Raw genomic sequence first — 17,816 nt, forward strand, 5'->3', positions numbered from 1 at the left:
TCACCCTGCGGCGACGTCAGCTGACGAAGGCCCCGGTGTTCGAGCTGTAGTCGGAGTAGTCGGAGTAGTCCGAGTAGTTCGACGAGTTCGCGATCGAGATCCACACCAGGGCGACGATCAGGATGAACAGGCCCGTCAGGACCCAGCCACCGATGATGCCGGCGAGCGCCAGGCCACGGCCGCCCTCGCCGCTCTGCTTGATCTTGCCGAGGGCGATGTGGCCCATGATCGCGCCGGCCGGGCTCGTCAGGATGATGATCGGCCAGATGATGACGCCGCCGAACGCGAAGACGATCGACAGGATCGACAGGACGTTCGTCTTCGGGCGCTGCGCGTAGGGCTGGTACGAGTACGGGTTGGCCGCGTACGGCTGCTGCGCGTACGGGTTGTGCTGCTGACCGTAGGGGTTCTGCGGTGCGCCGTACGCCTGCTGCGGCGGCTGCTGCTGCTGCTGATGCGGGGCCGCGTACGGGTTCTGCTGCTGACCGTACTGATTCGGCTGCGGCTGCGGCTGCTGCGGAGCGGCGTACGGGTTCTGCTGCTGCGGCGGCTGGCCGTACGGGTTCTGCTGCTGCGGCGGCTGGCCGGACGGGTTCTGCTGCTGCGGTGCCGCGGACGGGTCCTGCTGCTGGCCGTACGGGTTCTGGGGCGCTTCCGGAGCCGACGGGGCCTGCGGCGCGTCAGGTGCTTGCGGGGCGTCCGGGGCGGGTGCACCGTCGGGCTGTCCGTTCGCCGCGCCGTTCGGCGTCTCGCCCGGCTTCGGCCACTCGTTCTGATCGGACACCGTCCACCCCTCTCGGGCGTCCGGTCTCTCCGACGCCCGTGTGAATCCTCCCACAGGCTCCCCCAGAAGGACCGGGGCCGAACTGGTCAGACCTGGACGGTCGTCACCGGCAGGGTCGAGTCCGCCGCGATGCCGAGGTCGCTCGGCGCGTGCCCCTCGGCCACGAGTCGGGCGCCGACGGCGGCGATCATGGCGCCGTTGTCCGTGCACAGGTCGAACGGCGGGATCCGCAGCCGCACGCCCACGGCCGCGCAGCGTTCCTCGGCGACCTGCCGCAACCGGGCGTTCGCGACCACGCCGCCACCGAGCAGCAGCCGGTCGACACCGGTGTCGCGGCAGGCGTTCAGGGCCTTGGTGAGCAGGACGTCGACGACGGCCTCGCGGAAGCTCGCGGCGACGTCGGCCACCGGCACCTCTCGGCCCTCGTCGCGGCAGCGTTCGACCCAGCGTGCCACCGCGGTCTTCAGCCCCGAGAACGAGAAGTCGTACCGGTGTGCGGCCATGTCCTTCGGCAGCGTCAGCCCGCGGGGGAACCGGATCGCCGTCGGGTCGCCCTCGGCCGCGGCCCGGTCGATCTGCGGGCCGCCGGGGTAGGGCAGTCCGAGCAGCCGCGCGACCTTGTCGAACGCCTCGCCCGCCGCGTCGTCGATCGTCTCGCCGAGCAGTTCGACGTCACCGACCAGGTCCCGCACCAGCAGCAGCGACGTGTGCCCACCTGAGACGAGCAGCGCGATCGTCGGCAGCTCGATCTCGCTGCCGTCCTCGCGCAGCACGTCGGCACCGACGTGCCCGACCAGGTGGTTGACGCCGTACAGCGGCTTGCCCGTGGCCACGGCGAGCGCCTTCGCTGCCCCCACCCCGACCATGAGCGCTCCGGCCAGACCCGGCCCGGCGGTCACTGCGACGGCGTCGAGCTCGTCGAGGGTGACGCCGGCACGCTCGAGCGCCTCGTGCAGCGTCGGGGTCATCGCCTCCAGGTGGGCCCGTGCGGCGACCTCGGGCACGACACCGCCGTAGCGCGCGTGCTCGTCCATGCTCGAGGCGATCACGTTCGCCAGCAGGGTGTTCCCCCGCACGATCCCCACGCCCGTCTCGTCGCAGCTCGTCTCGATGCCGAGCACCAGTGGTTCAGTCGCGCTCACCGAGGGCCTCCTGTCCGATGGGTCCGACGTCCGACGACGGTTCCGCGTCCGGGCCGGGCAGTTCCGCCCGCATCACCCACGCGTCGACGCCGTCCGGTTGGTAGTAGCGGGGCCGGGTCGCGATGTGCTCGAACCGGAACGCCGTGTACATCGCCTGCGCCACGGGGTTGTCAGCCCGCACCTCGAGGAACACCTCGCGCACACCGCGGCGCCGCGCCTCGTCGAGCAGTTCCGTGAACAGGACCCGTCCGAGCCCCTTGCCGCGCTGATCGGCGGCGACCGCGATGGTCTGCACGTCGGCCACCGGGTTGCCCGCCAGGGACGAGAGTCCGGCGTACCCGACGACCATCGGCGCTGCGGTGTCGTCGACGGTCTCGATCACGACGTAGTACCCGTGCGGTGAGTACAGCTCGCCCGACATCTGCGACGCCGACCAGGCGTCCGACGGGAACGAGACGTGCTCGAGCCACATGATGTCGTCGAGGTCCTGCGGGTGGGCTCGGCGCAGGCGGAGCCCGTCCGGCAGGGTCACTGCTTCACCCGTTTCGGCGCACCGGGCACCGTGACGTCGGGGTCACGCAGGTACAGGGGGGTGTCCTGGTCGAACGCCGCGCCGGACGCGAGTCGGTCCGCGGCGATCGCGCCGAGCCTCCAGGCCGGGATGGACGTGACGGTCACGCGGTCCCAGCCCACGGCTGCGGGCCGGGAGGCGCGGATCGCGTCGTCGAGATCGGCGGGCTTGGCGAGTCCGGGGCCGGCCACGCGGACGCCGTCGGCGTCGTAGGCGCTCCAGTAGACCTCGCGGCGGCGGGCGTCCGTGAGGACGACGAAGGGGCCGGCGAGGCCGGCGGCGCGCTGGTCGAGGGCGACGGCATCGTGGCTGACGAGCGGCAGGACGGGGACGCCGCGGGCTGCGGCGAAGGTGCGGGCGGCGGCGATGCCGACGCGCAGGCCGGTGAAGGGGCCCGGGCCCATGCCGGCGACGACACCGGTGACGTCGGCGCCGGTGATGCCCGCCTCGGCGAGGGTGTCGGCGAGGAACGGGCCGATCACCTCGGCGTGCCGGCGGCTGTCCTCGGTGTCGCGGGTCGCGAGGGCCTGGCCGGTGGCCGGGTCGACGACGGCGACGGAGGTCCCGGCGGAGGTGTCGATCGCGAGCAGCACCCGTCCATCGTAGGCGGCGGTCAGCGCACCGGCAGTCCCAGGGACCACGCGACCTCGTACTCCAGCTGCCCCGTCCGGCGGAACAGGCGGACCTGGTGGGTGTCCGGCAGCGCGGCAGCCAGGGCCTGTCGGTCGGCGGGTGCGAAGCCGAGCGACTGCCAGAACGGACCGGAGCGACGGGAGAACAGCCACGCACGCTGGGCGCCGGCCTCGGTGGCCCGGTCGATCGCGAACCGTGCGAGGCGGGTGCCGGCTCCGGACCCGCGGTGCTGCGGAGCGACGGCCACGCTGCGGACGAGGACGTGCACGCCGTCCGCGCTCGACTCGAAGCCGGTGCTGCCGATGACGCTGCCGTCGTCGGCGCGGTCGGTCCAGAGCCGCACGGTCGGGACGTCGAGCCCGGCCAGGGTCAGGTCGGCCTCGACGAGGAACGCCCGGAGCGCCTCGACGTCGTCCGCGGTGACGGGCCGCAGGGTCAGAGGACCACGCCCTGCCAGCGCGGACCGGAGGCGGTGACGACGACCCGGCGGGGCTCGTCGGGGACGTCGTCCGGGTCCGTGTGGTCGGGAGCTGCGGGTCCGGCGTCGGCACCGGTCGCCCGCGTGATCTCGACGTCGAGCAGGCTGTCGCTGACGCCGTCGACCATCCCGCGGCCCCACTCGACCACCACGATCGCGGCGTCCCAGTCGAGGTCGAGGTCGTCGAGCTCGACCGGGTCGGACAGGCGGTAGGCGTCCACGTGCACCAGGTCCGGCCCGACGGTGGTCGGGTGCGTCCGGGCGAGGACGAAGGTCGGGCTGGACACCTGTCCACGCGCACCGAGTGCTGCGCCGAGCCCACGGGTCAGGGTCGTCTTGCCGGCGCCGAGGGGGCCGGTCAGCACGACGAGGTCTCCGGCGCGCAGCACCCGGGCCAACCGGGCACCGAGCTCCCCCATCGCCTCGGTGCCGTCGACGGTGGTGTCGAGCAGGACGTGGGACGACCCGGTCACGGCCGCTCGCCCCGCAGGTACTCCCCGACGCGTCCCTCGATGTCGTGACCCTCGTAGGACCGGGGCACACGGCTGCCGATCCGGCAGACGATCTCTTCACCGATGGTCTCGAGCGCCGCGCCCCACTCGAGCACGGTCATCTCGTCGTGCTCGCCGGTGCCGAAGAGGACGACGGTGTCACCGGTCCGCACGTCGTCGTCGCCGACGTCCACCAGGAACTGGTCCATCGCGACGCGGCCGGCGATCGGGTAGCGCTTGCCGCCGATCGCGACCTCGATGCGGCCCTGCGCCAGTCGCGGGACCCCGTCGGCGTACCCGACGGGCACGAGCGCCAGGGTCGTCTCGGTCGCGGTGCGGTACGTGTAGTCGTACGAGACGCCGGTGTCGACGGGGACACGCTTCGTCTTCGCCACCGACGCGGTCAGGGTCATCACCGGCTCGAGCCCGAGGTCTGCTGCCGAGACCCCGTCGGCCCCGGGGATGCCGAACAGGTTCGCACCCATCCGGACCATGTCCTTGCGGAAATCCTTGCGTTCCAGCCCCGCGAGCGACGCGGCGACGTGCTCCGTCGGGACGTCGAGCCCCAGGTCCTCGGCGATCTCGATCGCGGCGTCGAACACGGCGACCGCGGCGCTGTCCTCGTGGTCGGACGACTCGGCCAGGTGCGTGTAGGCGGCGACGACCTCGATGCGGCCGTTCCGCTGGGCGTCCCGCGCGGCCTCGACGAGGGCCGGCCAGTCCGCTGGGACCGCGCCGTCGCGGTGCAGTCCGGAGTCGACGCCCAGGTGGACCCGGGCGGGGCGCTGGTCGACGGCGTCGACGATGCGCTGCAGTTCGGCGACGTTCGAGACACCGAGGTCGACGGCCGAGTCGATGGCGTCACGGAAGTCCAGGTCGGGGTCGTGCTGCCAGGTGAACAGGTGGACGTCCTCGCCCACCCCGATCGACCGCAGGCGCAGGGCGGCGGGGACCGTCAGCACACCGATCCACCGGATGCCGGCGTCGACTGCGGCGAGCGCGATCGGTTCGAGGCCGTGCCCGTACGCGTCGGCCTTCATGATCGCCATGACCTCGACCGGGTCCATCCACTCGCGGACACGCTCGAGGTTGGCGCGGTACGCGTCGAGGTCGATGCGTGCCTGACGCAGCGGTGCGGAGCTCACGTGGTCCTCCGTTCCACGCTGCGGCCGATCCGGGCGACCACCTCGTAGTTGATCGTGCCGATGGCGTCGGCCCAGTCCTCGACGGCGGGGTCGCCGTTCGCGGGGTCGCCCCACAGCACGGCCTCGTCGCCGACCTGCACGTCCGCGTCGCCGACGTCGACGTGCATGGCGTTCATCGCGACGCGTCCGACCACCGGGAACGTGCGGTCCCCGATGCGCACCGAGACCCGGTTGCCGAAGTCGCGGTCGAAGCCGTCCGCGTAGCCCAGGCCGATCACAGCGAGGCGGGTGTCCGTCTCGGCGCGCCAGGTGTACCCGTACGAGACGCCGTCACCCGCGGCGACCGGCACGGTGCGGAGCACGGCGGCGGTGACCCGCATCGCCGGACGCAGCCCCAGGTCGGCCGAGGTGCGGCCGTCGAAGGGGCTCAGTCCGTACAGGGCGAGTCCGACGCGGGACAGGTCGTGGCGGGTCTCCGGCACGGCGATGCTCGCGGCACTCGCGGCGAGGTGCACCACGTCCGGCACGATGCCGTTCGCGGCGAGACCGTCCAGCGCACGCTGCAGTGCGGCGTCCTGGTCGAGGTCGTCGGTGCGCGAGGCGTTCGACAGGTGGGACATGAGCCCCTCGACCCGGGTGCGGTTGCCGCCGCGGGCCAGGGCGCCGGCGGTCGCGAAGAGCTCGGCCCACTCGGACTCGACGGCCCCGTTGCGGCTCAGGCCCGTGTCGACGCACAGGTGCACGGCACGGACGTCGGAGTCGGCGGCGGCGGACAGCTGCTCGACGCTCGACACCGCCGGCGTGACGTCGAACTGCGCGGCGCGACGGAAGTCCTCGTCGGGGGCGTGCAGCCACGTGAGGATCCGGACCCCCTCGTCGATGCCGCCCTGCCGGAGCGCGACGGCCTCGTCGATGTCGGCGACCCCGAGCCACTCGGCGCCCGCGTCGACGAAGGCCTGCGCGGCGTCGAGGGCCCCGTGGCCGTAGGCGTTCGCCTTGACGACCGCGATCACACCAGCCGGGGCGACCCGGTCGGCGATCGTCGCGTAGTTCTCGATCAGGGCTCCGCGATCGATCGTGATGCCGGTGAACGCACTCACCGGGCCGTTCCTTCCAGGACCACGTCTGTTCCTTCCAGGACCACGAACGCGGTCGCGATCCCTCCATCATGCGAGAGCGACAGGTGCACGCTCGTCACGCCACGCGCATCCGCGACCCGGCGCGCACCCTGGCGCAGGGTGAGCGAGGGGTTCCGCTGGTCGTCGGACACGACCTCGAGGTCCTGCCAGCTGAGCCCGGCGCTCGACCCGAAGGCCTTGATCAGTGCTTCCTTGGCGGCGAACCGTGCCGCCAAGGACGCGATCGGACGGGGTTCGCCGTCACGGACCTGCTCGGACGGCGTGAACAACCGCGCCCGCATCGCCGGTGTGCGTTCCAGCACCCGTTCGAACCGCTCCAGGTCGACCACGTCGACCCCGATCCCGATGATCACCGTCTCGACTACTCGACGGTGACCGACTTCGCCAGGTTGCGTGGCTGGTCGACGTCGAGGCCCTTGGCCGCGGCGAGCTCCATGCCGAACATGTGCAGCGGGGCCACGGCGAGCAGCGGCTCGAACAGCGGGGTCGCGAGCGGGATCCGCAGGACCTCGTCGGCGAAGGGCAGCACCGCGGCGTCGCCTTCTTCCGCGATGGCGATGACCCGGGCACCGCGGGCACGGATCTCCTGGATGTTCGAGACGACCTTCGGGTGCAGCGATCGCGGGTCGCGGGGCGACGGCACGATGACGAAGACGATCTGGCCCGGCTCGATCAGCGCGATCGGACCGTGCTTGAGCTCACCGGCGGCGAAGCCCTCGGCGTGGATGTACGCGAGTTCCTTCAGCTTCAGCGCGCCTTCGAGCGCGATCGGGTAGCCGACGTGGCGACCGAGGAACAGCACGCTCCGGGTGTCCGCCATCCAGCGGGCCAGGTCCTTGATGCCTGCGGCGTCCTCGATGGTCTGCTGCAGCTTCGGTGCGAGCCCCTCGAGCTCGGCCACCTGCTCGGCGATCTGCTCGGAGGTGAGCGTGCCGCGCAGCGTCGCCAGGTGCAGCCCGAGCAGGTAGAGCGCGACGCCCTGCGCGATGAACGCCTTGGTGGACGCGACGGCGACCTCGGGTCCGGCGTGCGTGTAGATCACGGCGTCGGACTCACGCGGGATCGTGGCGCCCTGGGTGTTGCAGATCGACAGGACCTGGGCGCCCTGTTCGCGGGCGTACTTGACGGCCATGAGCGTGTCCATGGTCTCGCCGGACTGGCTGATCGAGACGACCAGGGTGCGTTCGTTCAGCACCGGGTCGCGGTAGCGGAACTCGTGGGCGAGCTCGACCTCGACCGGGATGCGGGCCCACTGCTCGATGGCGTACTTGCCCAGGATGCCGGCGTAGGCGGCGGTGCCGCAGGCGATCACGATGACCCGGTCGACGGTCGCCAGGCGCTCGGCGATCGGGTCGAGGTCGGTCAGGGTGACGGCGCCGTCGTGGACACGGCCGAGGATCGTCTTGGCGACGGCCTCGGGCTCCTCGCTGATCTCCTTCGCCATGAACGAGGACCAGCCGCCCTTGTCGGCGGCGGAGGCGTCCCAGTTGACCTCGAACTCGGTCGGCGCGGCGGGGGTGCCGTCGAAGTGGATGACGTCGACGCCGTCGGGGCGGATCGTGGCGATCTCGTCCTGCCCGATCGACAGCGCGCGCTGCGTGTAGGCGACGAACGCGGCGACGTCCGAGCCCATGAAGTTCTCGCCGTCGCCGAGCCCGACGACCAGGGGCGAGTTGCGACGGGCGCCGACGACGACACCGGGCTGGTCGGCGTGCACGACGAGGAGCGTGAAGGCGCCCTCGAGTCGCTGCACGGCCTGCTGCATGGCGGCGGTCAGGTCACCGGTGTCGCGGAAGGCCCGCCCGACCAGGTGCGCGGCGACCTCGGAGTCGGTCTCGCTGCGGAACTCGATGCCCTCGGCCTGCAGTTCGGCGCGGAGCTCGGAGAAGTTCTCGATGATGCCGTTGTGGATGAGGGCGAGCTTGTCGCCGTCGGCCAGGTGCGGGTGGGCGTTGCCGTCGGTCGGGCCACCGTGGGTCGCCCAGCGGGTGTGCCCGATGCCGGTCGTGCCGTCCGGGATCGGCGACGACTCGAGTTCGTCGACCAGGGCCTGGAGCTTGCCGGCCTTCTTGGCCGACACGAGGTCTCCGGCTGGGTCGACCACGGCGATGCCCGCCGAGTCGTAGCCGCGGTACTCGAGGCGGCGGAGGCCACCGAGGAGGACGTCCTGGCTGCTGTTGCTGCCGACGTAGCCGACGATTCCACACATGGGACCGATCCTACGGTCTGCCTGGACGCCGACCCTGCGAAGTCCCGGGGGTGGGGATAACGTTTCGGCCATGGGACGCTTCGACGACATCGCCATCACCACGCTGCACGGCGAGGACACCACGTTCGGCGCCTACGCCGACAAGGCCGTACTGGTCGTGAACGTCGCCTCCCGGTGCGGCCTCGCCCCGCAGTACGAGCAGCTCGAGGCCCTGCAGAAGCAGTACGGCCCCCGCGGGTTCACGGTGCTGGGCTTCCCGAGCAACCAGTTCCTGCAGGAGCTCGGCTCGTCCGAGGCGATCGACGAGTACTGCTCCACCACGTGGGGCGTGACGTTCCCGATGTCCGAGAAGGTCAAGGTCAACGGCAAGAGCGCCCACCCGCTCTACCAGGCCCTCAAGGAGACCCCGGACGCCGACGGCAAGGCCGGTCGGGTGAGCTGGAACTTCGAGAAGTTCCTCGTCGCCCCCGACGGCACCGTCACGCGCTTCCGCCCCACCACGAAGCCGGACGCCCCCGAGGTCGTCGCCGCCATCGAGGCGGCCCTCCCCGCCTGACGCGCCGCGTCCTGCGGGCGCGCACCGAGCACTGGCCGGGAGGCCCGGGGCACGTGAGCCGACCGGCTCACGTGCCCCGGGCCTCCCGTCTGTACGCTCGATCCCATGCCGATCCCGGAGACCGCCGTCGCGCACCCGACCCCGTTCGTGGAGATCCCACGTGCCGAGTGGTCGCAGCTCGCACCCAAGGAGCACCTGTCGCTCACCGAGACCGAGATCGTGCAGCTGCGCGGACTCGGCGACCGGTTGGACATGCAGGAGGTGCAGGAGGTCTACCTGCCCCTGTCCCGCCTGCTCACGCTCTACGCGGCCGGCGCACGGAACTTGCACGCCGAGACGAGCCGGTTCCTGGGTGAGCGCGCCGGACGCACGCCGTTCGTCATCGGCGTCGCGGGTTCCGTCGCCGTCGGCAAGTCCACCGTCGCCCGTCTGCTGCGGGAGCTGACGAAGCGCTGGCCGGACACCCCTCGCGTGGAGCTCGTGACGACCGACGGCTTCCTGTACCCGAACGCCGAGCTGGAGCGCCGCGGGATCATGGACCGCAAGGGCTTCCCGGAGTCGTACGACCGCCGCTCCCTGCTGCGCTTCGTGAGCCAGGTGAAGAGCGGGGCAACCGAGGTCCGGGCGCCGTACTACTCGCACCTGGTCTACGACATCGTGCCCGATGCCGAGATCGTCGTCCGGCAGCCCGACGTGCTCATCGTCGAGGGTCTCAACGTGCTGGCGCCCCCGGTGCACGGGCGGCTCGCGCTGTCCGACCTGTTCGACTTCACGATCTACGTGGACGCGAAGACCAAGGACATCGAGTCCTGGTACGTCGACCGGTTCCTCGCCCTGCAGGAAGAGGCGTTCTCGAGCCCCGACTCGTTCTTCCACCGGTTCGCCTCGCTCTCGCGTGAGGACGCGGTGCGGACGGCGACCGAGGTCTGGCGGGCGATCAACGAGCCGAACCTGCTCGAGAACGTGCTGCCCACGCGCTCCCGCGCCACCCTGGTGCTGAAGAAGGGCGCGAACCACAAGGTGAACTCGGTCCTGCTCCGCAAGATCTGAACGGGAGCGGGCAGCAAAACACCGGTGTTCGCGAGCTGAACCGCGTCCTGCGCGTGTTCAACCGGCGAACACCGGTGTCTTGCGGAGGGGAACCCTACGCGGCGTCGAGCGCCAGGCGGTCCTGCACGACGGCGGCGAGCTCCTCGGCGATGCGCTGGGCGTCGTCCTGCGACGCAGCCTCGACCATGACCCGCACGACCGGCTCGGTGCCGGAGGGTCGGAGCAGCACGCGACCGGTGTCGCCGAGTGCCGCGGACGCCGCAGTCACGGCGTCCTGCACGCCCTGGTCGGCGAGCCCGTGACGATCGACGCCGCGGACGTTGAGCAGCACCTGCGGGAACACCGTCATGCACGAGGCGAGCTCCTGCAGGGTCTTGCCCGTCCGCGCCATCTCGGCGACCAGGTGGAGCCCGGTGAGGATGCCGTCGCCCGTGGTGGCGAACTCGTTGAAGATGATGTGGCCGGACTGCTCGCCACCGATGGAGTAGTCGCCCTCGGTCATCTTCTCGAGCACGTAGCGGTCGCCGACACCGGCCTCGATCACGGTGATGCCCGCGTCGGCCATGGCCCGCTTGAGCCCGAGGTTCGACATGACCGTCGCGACGAGGGTGTCGTCCTTCAGGCGTCCGCGCTCCTGCAACGACAACGCCAGGATCGCCATGATCTGGTCGCCGTCGATCGCGTTGCCCGCGGCGTCGACCGCCAGGCAACGGTCCGCGTCGCCGTCGTGCGCGATGCCGACGTCCGCGCCGGCTTCGAGCACGGCGCGCGACAGGTTGTCGATGTGGGTCGACCCGACGCCGTCGTTGATGTTCCAACCGTCGGGGTCGGCACCGATGAGCGTCACGCGGGCACCCGCGTTGACGAAGACCTCGGGTGAGACGCCAGCGGCGGCACCGTTGGCGCAGTCGAGCACGACGTGGATGCCGTCGAGCCGGTGCGGCAGCGTGCCGAGCAGGTGGACGACGTAGCGGTCCTCGGCGTCGGCGAACCGCGAGATGCGCCCGACGTCGATGCCGGTGGGGGTCGGTGCGGAGTGGTCGTGCATGGCCGCTTCGATGCGGTCCTCGACCTCGTCCGGCAGCTTGCGACCACCCGTGGCGAAGAACTTGATCCCGTTGTCGGGAGCGGGGTTGTGCGACGCGGAGATCATCACGCCGAAGTCGGCGTCGATGTCCGCGACGAGGAACGCCGCAGCGGGCGTGGGGATGACCCCGGCGTCGAGCACGTCGACGCCGGCCGAGGCGAGCCCGGCCGCGACGGCGGCACCGAGGAACTCGCCGGAGACGCGCGGGTCACGCGCGAGGACCGCGCGCGGGCGCGGTCGACCCGACGCCCGGCGGGCGTCGGCATGGTGTCCGTGTGTGAGGACGGCCGCGCTCGCCTGGGCAAGACCCAGTGCGAGCGCGGCCGTCAGCTCGCCGTTGGCGAGACCACGAACCCCGTCGGTACCGAACAGACGCGGCATGGCGATCTTCAGCCGGTGACGACTAGCGCTTCGAGAACTGCGACGCCTTGCGGGCCTTCTTGAGACCGGCCTTCTTGCGCTCGATGACGCGGGCGTCACGGGTGAGGAAGCCGGCCTTCTTGAGGGCCGCGCGGTTGTTCTCGCGGTCGATCTCGTTCAGGGTGCGGGCGATGGCGAGGCGGAGCGCGCCGGCCTGACCCGAGGGGCCGCCACCGGTGATGCGGGCGACGACGTCGTACGAGCCGAGGAGCTCGAGCACCTTGAACGGGTCGTTGATGAGCTGCTGGTGCAGCTTGTTCGGGAAGTAGTCCTCGAGCGTGCGACCGTTCACGACGAACGTGCCGGAGCCCGGAACGAGGCGAACGCGCGCGATGGCCTCCTTGCGGCGCCCGACGGCACCGCCGGAGACGTTGAGGATCTGACGGGGAGCAGCCTCGGCAGCGGCGGGTGCGCTCTCCGTGGTGAAGCTCTCCGGGGTCTGGTCGAGGGAATCAGCGATCTGAGCCATGAGTTTCTCTATGTCCTTGAAGTCGTCGTGGCCGGAACTACTGTGCGACCTGGTCGAAGATGTACGCCTTGGGCTGCTGCGCGGCGTGCGGGTGCTCCGCGCCGGCGTAGACCTTCAGCTTCTTGAGCTGCTCGCGGCCGAGGGTGTTCTTCGGCAGCATGCCGCGGATCGCCTTCTCGACGGCGCGGGTGGGGTGCTTCTCGAGCATCTCCGGGTAGGAGGTCGCCGTCAGGCCGCCCGGGTACCCCGAGTGACGGTAGTAGACCTTCTTCGCGAGCTTCGAACCGGTCAGTGCGACCTTGTCGGCGTTCACGATGATGACGTAGTCACCCATGTCCATGTGCTGGGCGAAGGTGGCCTTGTGCTTGCCGCGCAGGAGCGCCGCGGCGTGGGTGGCGAGACGGCCGAGGACGACGTCGGTGGCGTCGATGACGATCCAGTCGTGCTGGACGTCTGCCGGCTTCGGTGAGAACGTGCGAGTCACAGGAGTGCTGCTTTCGTGTCGAGGTGAGGAGTCCGTGAATCCCACTCCGGTCGGGAGTTCCGCGGGCAGAAGCACGGGGAACACCTCGGTTGGAGGGCTCATCTGACTGTCCGCGCGCGGGGCGCACAGACCAAGGCGAGAGCCTAGCCGACGCGGGGTGCGTCGGTCAAACGCGGCCACCCGCGGCCTGGAGGCGCGGGGCGGCCCCGCACCGCGCCTCCCGTCCGCCGCGCGGTCGCGCCCACCGCGCATGGGTGAGCAGAAGACGTCGGGTCCGCACCGCGAACCCGACGTCTTCTGCACACTCATCGCCCCGACGTGGGGCGTGGGGACTACTCCGCCGCCGCAGCCCGACGGCGGCGACGCACGACCAGCACACCCGCACCCGCCGCGAGCAACAGGAACGCCACCAGCGCACCGGCACCCATCCCTGCGGCGCCCGTGAACGCGAGCTGCCCGTCCGCGGTGATCGTGATCGGGCTCCACCCGATCAGCGTGCCGTCCGCAGCCGTCACCGCCAACCGGTGCGCACCAGCGGAGGTGTCCGCCGGGATCGTGACGCGCACCGTGCCGTCAGCGCCGACCGTCACCGTTCCGATCAGCGTCGGGGTCGAGTACAACCACACGTCCACGACGTCACCCGCGTACTGCGTGCCCACCGTCACCGTGATGGTCTCCCCCGCACGAGCCGACGACGGCGCCGAGACGCTCCCGCGGTTCGCGTCGGTGAGACCGGTCTCCGACGGCGCCACCGGCGGCACCGCCCCGGGAGTCGACGGGGTCGGAGCGGGGGTCGGCTTCGAGGGCGTCGGGCTCGGCACCGGGGTCGGGTCGGTCCCGGGCTCGGTGCCCGGGTCCGTGCCCGGGGCGTCCAGGTCGAAGCCGACCAGGATCGGGTCGTGGTCGCTCGCCCGGTACACGTCGTCGGTGTACAGGTTCGTCGCGTTGTAGTTGTAGCGGCTGTACTCCAGGCCCACCGACTCGACCGAGTTGATGTTCCAGATGTCCACGCCCGTGACCGTCTCGAGTGCGGCCTTCGAGGCGAACACGTGGTCGAGTGAACCGCTCAGGCCGGAGAACACGTAGGAGTACTCGGTGCTGTCCCGAGCCGGGCCGAGGTCGGTGTAGCCGGCGTCGTCGAGGACGACCACCGGGTCCTCCTTGCTGTAGGCGTTGAAGTCGCCGAGCATGAACACCTTGTCGGTGCCGTACTGGTCCTGCATGGCGCTGGAGAAGGTCACGAGGGCCTTCGCCTGGGCCACGCGGGACGCGTTCGACGCTCCCTGCCCGTCACCCTGGTCGGCGTTCTCACCGGTGCCGGAGCCCTTGGACTTGAAGTGGTTCGCGATCACCAGGAAGTCGTCGTCCGCGGTGCCACCGACCGGGCGGAACGCGTCCGCGACGGGCTGGCGGGCGTTCGTGAACGCGTCGTCGAGCAGGATCGTGGACTCGCCGACGGGCTCGACGCGGGCCTTCTTGTAGATGAGTGCGAGGCGGATGACGTCCTCGCTCGCGGGCACGACGGCCGGGGACTTCGCGTACGCCCAGGTGTCCTGGCCGGTGGCGGCGTTGAGCGCGTCGACCAGGGTGGCCACGGCGGCGTCGCGGTCCTGGCCGAAGCGGGCCGAGTTCTCGATCTCCTCGAGCGAGACGACGTCGGCGTCCAGCCCGTTGATGGCCTTGACGATCTTGACCTGCTGGCGCAGGAAGTCCTCCTGCTCAGCGGCGCCGCGGGCGTCGCAGCCGGAGTTCACCGTGACGGGGTCGCCGGCACGGTCGGTGTAGTACTTGCAGCCGGTGAGCTCGTCGCCCGTGGTCGGGAAGTAGTTGAGCACGTTGAAGCCGGCGAGCTTCAGGTCACCGCCGACGTCCTGCGGTGCCGGCTGGCGCACCTTCGAGAACGACGCGGGCAGGTCGGCCGCCGGGGTCGCACCGGTGATCGGCGCGGTCGGCTGGAACTTCCACCCGTTGTTGCGGTAGTCGAGGACGACCGGCTCGGTGAAGGTGGCGGCGGCCCCGACGGTGACCGGGCCCTGGGTGAGCCACGACACCGGGATGCCCTGGTTCGCCTGGGTGAGGAAGTTCGTGCTCGCGCCGTCGTCGAGCGTGACCTTGCGCGCGGCGTTGTCGGCCTCGACGGCCTTCGCCGCGGCGCTGCCCGGGCGGCCGACCTCGGTCGGCTGGATCAGACGCTTCGTGCCGCTGGCGAGCACGACCTCGCCGTACTGGTTCGTCGTGTAGTTGTCGGCGACGGTGTACGCCCCCTGGGGAGCGACGAGCATGCTCTCGAGCGACTCGCGCTGGGCGTCGGACGACGGGAACGCGACCGCGGCGGGCTGCGGTGCCGCGACGGTGTCGTCGAGCTGCTGCAGCGACGAGGCGCCGGACACCGTGAGCTCGGTCAGGCCGAAGTACTCGGACACGGCGCCGGTGACGCGGACGTGGTCGCCCCGCTGCACCAGTCCGGCGGTTGCGGACGAGAACACGAACACGGCGTCGGACGCGGTGTGGGCGCCGAGGTCGATCGCGCCGCCGGTGCCGGCGGTCTGGATCGTGTAGCCGTCGAAGCCACCGGTGCCGTACACCGCGGTGACGACGCCGTCGGTCGTGACGTTCTTGCCGGCGTACGGCGAGGTGTCCGTGGTGCCCTGCAGCTGGGCGATGGTCACCGTCTCGGCGGGGGTGCCGGGCGTGGGGGTCCCGCCGTCGCCCGGGTCGGTCGGGTCCGTGGGTTCGGTCGGCGCCGTCGTCTCGCCCGCGGCGTTCCGCGGGGTGAGCGTCGTCGTCACCGAGAAGTCCGCGCCGTTGACGTCGGTGTCCGTGGTGCCCTGGCGGACCAGGCCGTTCGGCACCGAGTTGTCCCCGGTCACGGTGCGGACGGTCGACTCGAACGTGTTCGAGGCGCCGTAGCCGAGCAGGTCGACGACGCCGTCGGTGCCTGCGGCGACGGGTCCGGCGGCGAGCGCCAGGGGTGCCGTGGCGTCGGAGAGCACGAGGGTGCCCGTGGTGCCCGACGGGGTGAGCGACGCGGTGTCGTCGGCGGCGGGCAGGTCCTCGCCGGCCGCGGTGGCCCCGCCGTTGCCCGCCATCGACACCAGGAAGGTGCCCTTCGCCGGCACGGTGCCCGCGAGCGCGCTGGCCGAGAAGGTGCCGGTGCCCGTCGCGGAGCGGTACTGCAGCGACCACCCGTCGAGCGACACCGGGGCGTCGGTCGGGTTGCCGATCTCGACGAACTTCTGGTTGTAGGAGGCGCCCTTGCTGCCCGCCTTCAGGTAGGCCTCCTCGATGACGAGGCCGGTCCCCTCGGGGTTCGCGGACGCTGCGGTGACGGTGACGAGTGGTGCCGCGAGGAGCGTCGCGGCCGCCGTGGCGCACAGCAGAGTGCGCCCGAGGGTGTTGGCCATGCCCGCACGCTACCGACCTGCGGGGACATTCAGGTTGCGCTGAGGTAAATGATTGCGTTCGGCAACATCAGCGATGCGGCGGCATCAGCCGATCGGCAGCCAGGTCCCGCCCACGCGCCGCACGGCTGGTCCGTGTCCGGGCAGTACCAGTGCCGGGAACGGCAGCGCCCGCGCCGACTCGAGCGCGCGGTCCTGGTCGGCGGTGAAGAACGGCGTGATCATCCGCGGCCGCGGGGCCCACGACCCGGGCTGGGTGTCGTGGCGACTGACGACCGCGTCGCCCGTCACGATCGCGTCGGCTGCGGGCAGCAGGTACGCCGTCGAACCGTCGGTGTGCCCGACGGCCGGGAGCGGCGCGATCGCGCGTCCCGCGAAGTCCGCGCCCGTGAACGCACGCGCCGACGGCACGGTGGTGGGCCGCAGGGCGTCCGACCGGATCGCCCGCGCCAACCAGGCGAGGACGCGTGGGCTGGCGAGCCGACCGCCGATCTCCGCCGGGGTGACCTGCTGCCGCTCCGGCCCGCGGACGTTGTCGAGCTCGTCGGCGTGGGCGAGCACCTCGACGTGCGGGTACCGCTCCAGGATCCCGGGGATGCCGCCGACGTGGTCGACGTGTCCGTGCGTGACGTAGACGCGTCGGAGGTCGGCGGGGTCGTGTCCGGCGGCGCGCACGGTGTCGAGCACCAGGTCCGTGTCGGCCGGGTACCCCGCGTCGATGAGCGCGACGCCGTCCTCCTCCGCCAGCACCACCCAGTTGGACACGGGGCCCTCGACGAAGACGACTCCGGGGGCGACGGACACGACGGAACGGGGTTCGCGCGGGCTCATCCCTCGACGGTACCGTCCGCCGAGCGTCGGGCCCGGGTCTGCTCCGCCCGCTCCGCGAGCGCAGCGTCCGCCGGGTAGCCCACCTCGGTCAGGGTCAGTCCCTTCGCGGGCGCCGTCTTGAACGCGCTGGTGCGTTCCTCGGCGACGCGCAGTTCCTCGAGGCGGTCCGGGCCGAAGCGGCCCTCGCCGACGGCGATGGTCGCGCCGACCATGGCCCGCACCATCGAGTGGCAGAAGGCGTCGGCCTGGAGGCGCGCCACCAGCACGCCGTCCGGCTCGCGGTCCCAGCGGAACTGCTGCAACGTCCGGATGGTGGTCGCCCCCTCGCGCGGCTTGCAGAACGTCGCGAAGTCGTGCAGCCCGAGCAGCGTCAGCGCACCGCGCTCCATCGCTGCCGGGTCGAGCCGCGCCGCGTGCCAGAGCGTGTGCCCCCGCCGACGTGGATCGCGCGGGGCGTCGGCGTCCGCGATCCGGTACTCGTACCGGCGCCAGAGTGGCGAGAACCGGGCGTCGAACCCGGCGGGCGCCACCGAGGCCCCGGTGACGACGACGTCCCCCTCGGGTGCCGCGATGCCGTTCACCCGCTTGCGCAACCCGTCGAGGGGTGAGCGGCCCGACCCACGCTTCCCGGTGAGTGCTGCCCACTGCCCTGCCGACAGGTCCAGGTGCGCGACCTGCCCGGTGGCGTGCACGCCGGCGTCGGTGCGTCCGGCGACGGTGAGCAGCGGCGGTTCGCCCCAGCGGGTGAAGACGGTGGCGAGGGCGGCTTCGAGGGCACCCTGCACGGTCCGGAGCCCGGGCTGCCGTGCCCACCCGGAGAACGCGGCCCCGTCGTAGGCGATGTCGAGCCGCAGCCGCACGTCGGCGGTGCTGTCGGAATCCTGCAACCCGGCCGTCTCGTCCACGTGACCACCGTAGCGGGGGTG

General features: G+C 71.7%; 18 protein-coding genes. 2 read left to right on the top strand and 16 right to left on the bottom strand.

Translation table 11 applies throughout. From position 1 onward, the window contains the following. Nucleotides 1–16: 16 nt before the first annotated feature. The 10 genes from BOSE127_RS02285 to glmS form a co-directional block, all read right to left on the bottom strand. Complete coding sequence (locus BOSE127_RS02285; RefSeq protein ID WP_159556121.1) at nt 17–784, bottom strand: DUF4190 domain-containing protein; 768 nt, start codon at nt 782–784, stop codon at nt 17–19. An 86-nt stretch (nt 785–870) separates the two neighbouring features. Next, nucleotides 871–1,926, bottom strand: coding sequence for a tRNA (adenosine(37)-N6)-threonylcarbamoyltransferase complex transferase subunit TsaD (gene tsaD, locus BOSE127_RS02290; RefSeq protein WP_031259030.1), 1,056 nt, complete (start codon nt 1,924–1,926; stop codon nt 871–873). Continuing rightward, complete coding sequence (rimI, locus tag BOSE127_RS02295; protein ID WP_156155277.1) at nt 1,913–2,458, bottom strand: ribosomal protein S18-alanine N-acetyltransferase; 546 nt, start codon at nt 2,456–2,458, stop codon at nt 1,913–1,915. Before rimI ends, tsaD begins: the two co-directional genes overlap by 14 nt. Next, nucleotides 2,455–3,090 (bottom strand): tRNA (adenosine(37)-N6)-threonylcarbamoyltransferase complex dimerization subunit type 1 TsaB, encoded by a 636-nt coding sequence (gene tsaB / locus BOSE127_RS02300; RefSeq protein ID WP_159556122.1) that lies wholly within the window; start codon nt 3,088–3,090, stop codon nt 2,455–2,457. Before tsaB ends, rimI begins: the two co-directional genes overlap by 4 nt. A gap of 20 nt (nt 3,091–3,110) precedes the next feature. After that, nucleotides 3,111–3,473 carry a GNAT family N-acetyltransferase gene (locus BOSE127_RS02305; protein WP_201300416.1) on the bottom strand — a complete coding sequence of 121 codons (363 nt, stop codon included), beginning with the start codon at nt 3,471–3,473 and terminating at the stop codon, nt 3,111–3,113. 92 nt (nt 3,474–3,565) lie between these two features. Then, the gene (tsaE, locus tag BOSE127_RS02310; RefSeq protein ID WP_236559482.1) at nt 3,566–4,081 is read right to left on the bottom strand and encodes a tRNA (adenosine(37)-N6)-threonylcarbamoyltransferase complex ATPase subunit type 1 TsaE; all 516 of its coding nucleotides are present in this window, start codon (nt 4,079–4,081) and stop codon (nt 3,566–3,568) included. After that, on the bottom strand, nt 4,078–5,244 hold the full coding sequence (gene alr / locus BOSE127_RS02315; protein ID WP_159556123.1) for an alanine racemase: 1,167 nt from the start codon (nt 5,242–5,244) through the stop codon (nt 4,078–4,080). The genes tsaE and alr (BOSE127_RS02315) overlap by 4 nt, the downstream gene beginning before the upstream one ends. After that, nucleotides 5,241–6,344 carry an alanine racemase gene (alr, locus tag BOSE127_RS02320; protein WP_042537487.1) on the bottom strand — a complete coding sequence of 368 codons (1,104 nt, stop codon included), beginning with the start codon at nt 6,342–6,344 and terminating at the stop codon, nt 5,241–5,243. Before alr (BOSE127_RS02320) ends, alr (BOSE127_RS02315) begins: the two co-directional genes overlap by 4 nt. Then, nucleotides 6,341–6,736 (bottom strand): holo-ACP synthase, encoded by a 396-nt coding sequence (locus tag BOSE127_RS02325; RefSeq protein ID WP_017885494.1) that lies wholly within the window; start codon nt 6,734–6,736, stop codon nt 6,341–6,343. Before BOSE127_RS02325 ends, alr (BOSE127_RS02320) begins: the two co-directional genes overlap by 4 nt. 8 nt (nt 6,737–6,744) lie before the next feature. After that, the gene (glmS, locus tag BOSE127_RS02330) at nt 6,745–8,592 is read right to left on the bottom strand and encodes a glutamine--fructose-6-phosphate transaminase (isomerizing) (RefSeq protein ID WP_140448560.1); all 1,848 of its coding nucleotides are present in this window, start codon (nt 8,590–8,592) and stop codon (nt 6,745–6,747) included. Nucleotides 8,593–8,662: 70 nt separating this feature from the next. On the opposite strand from glmS, the gene BOSE127_RS02335 reads away from it, so the two are divergent. After that, the gene (locus BOSE127_RS02335) at nt 8,663–9,148 is read left to right on the top strand and encodes a glutathione peroxidase (protein ID WP_017885496.1); all 486 of its coding nucleotides are present in this window, start codon (nt 8,663–8,665) and stop codon (nt 9,146–9,148) included. Between the two features lie 105 nt (nt 9,149–9,253). Then, nucleotides 9,254–10,198 (top strand): type I pantothenate kinase, encoded by a 945-nt coding sequence (coaA, locus tag BOSE127_RS02340; protein WP_056072020.1) that lies wholly within the window; start codon nt 9,254–9,256, stop codon nt 10,196–10,198. Between the two features lie 94 nt (nt 10,199–10,292). Here coaA and glmM read toward each other — a convergent pair whose 3' ends face one another. The 6 genes from glmM to truA all read right to left on the bottom strand — a co-directional run bounded on the left by glmM (nt 10,293) and on the right by truA (nt 17,795). Continuing rightward, nucleotides 10,293–11,666 (bottom strand): phosphoglucosamine mutase, encoded by a 1,374-nt coding sequence (glmM, locus tag BOSE127_RS02345; protein WP_056072023.1) that lies wholly within the window; start codon nt 11,664–11,666, stop codon nt 10,293–10,295. A gap of 22 nt (nt 11,667–11,688) precedes the next feature. Then, on the bottom strand, nt 11,689–12,174 hold the full coding sequence (gene rpsI / locus BOSE127_RS02350; protein WP_017885499.1) for a 30S ribosomal protein S9: 486 nt from the start codon (nt 12,172–12,174) through the stop codon (nt 11,689–11,691). 37 nt (nt 12,175–12,211) lie between these two features. Then, nucleotides 12,212–12,658 (bottom strand): 50S ribosomal protein L13, encoded by a 447-nt coding sequence (gene rplM, locus BOSE127_RS02355; RefSeq protein WP_017885500.1) that lies wholly within the window; start codon nt 12,656–12,658, stop codon nt 12,212–12,214. Nucleotides 12,659–12,990: 332 nt separating this feature from the next. After that, nucleotides 12,991–16,062: an ExeM/NucH family extracellular endonuclease gene (locus tag BOSE127_RS02360; RefSeq protein WP_201300417.1), complete on the bottom strand. Its 3,072-nt coding sequence runs from the start codon at nt 16,060–16,062 to the stop codon at nt 12,991–12,993. An 84-nt stretch (nt 16,063–16,146) separates the two neighbouring features. Further along, complete coding sequence (locus BOSE127_RS02365) at nt 16,147–16,890, bottom strand: MBL fold metallo-hydrolase (protein ID WP_017885502.1); 744 nt, start codon at nt 16,888–16,890, stop codon at nt 16,147–16,149. After that, on the bottom strand, nt 16,887–17,795 hold the full coding sequence (gene truA, locus BOSE127_RS02370) for a tRNA pseudouridine(38-40) synthase TruA (protein WP_017885503.1): 909 nt from the start codon (nt 17,793–17,795) through the stop codon (nt 16,887–16,889). The genes BOSE127_RS02365 and truA overlap by 4 nt, the downstream gene beginning before the upstream one ends. Between the last annotated feature and the right edge of the window lie 21 nt (nt 17,796–17,816).

The organism is Curtobacterium sp. 8I-2, from assembly GCF_902506155.1.
In the GTDB taxonomy this organism is placed as follows: Bacteria; Actinomycetota; Actinomycetes; order Actinomycetales; family Microbacteriaceae; genus Curtobacterium; species Curtobacterium poinsettiae.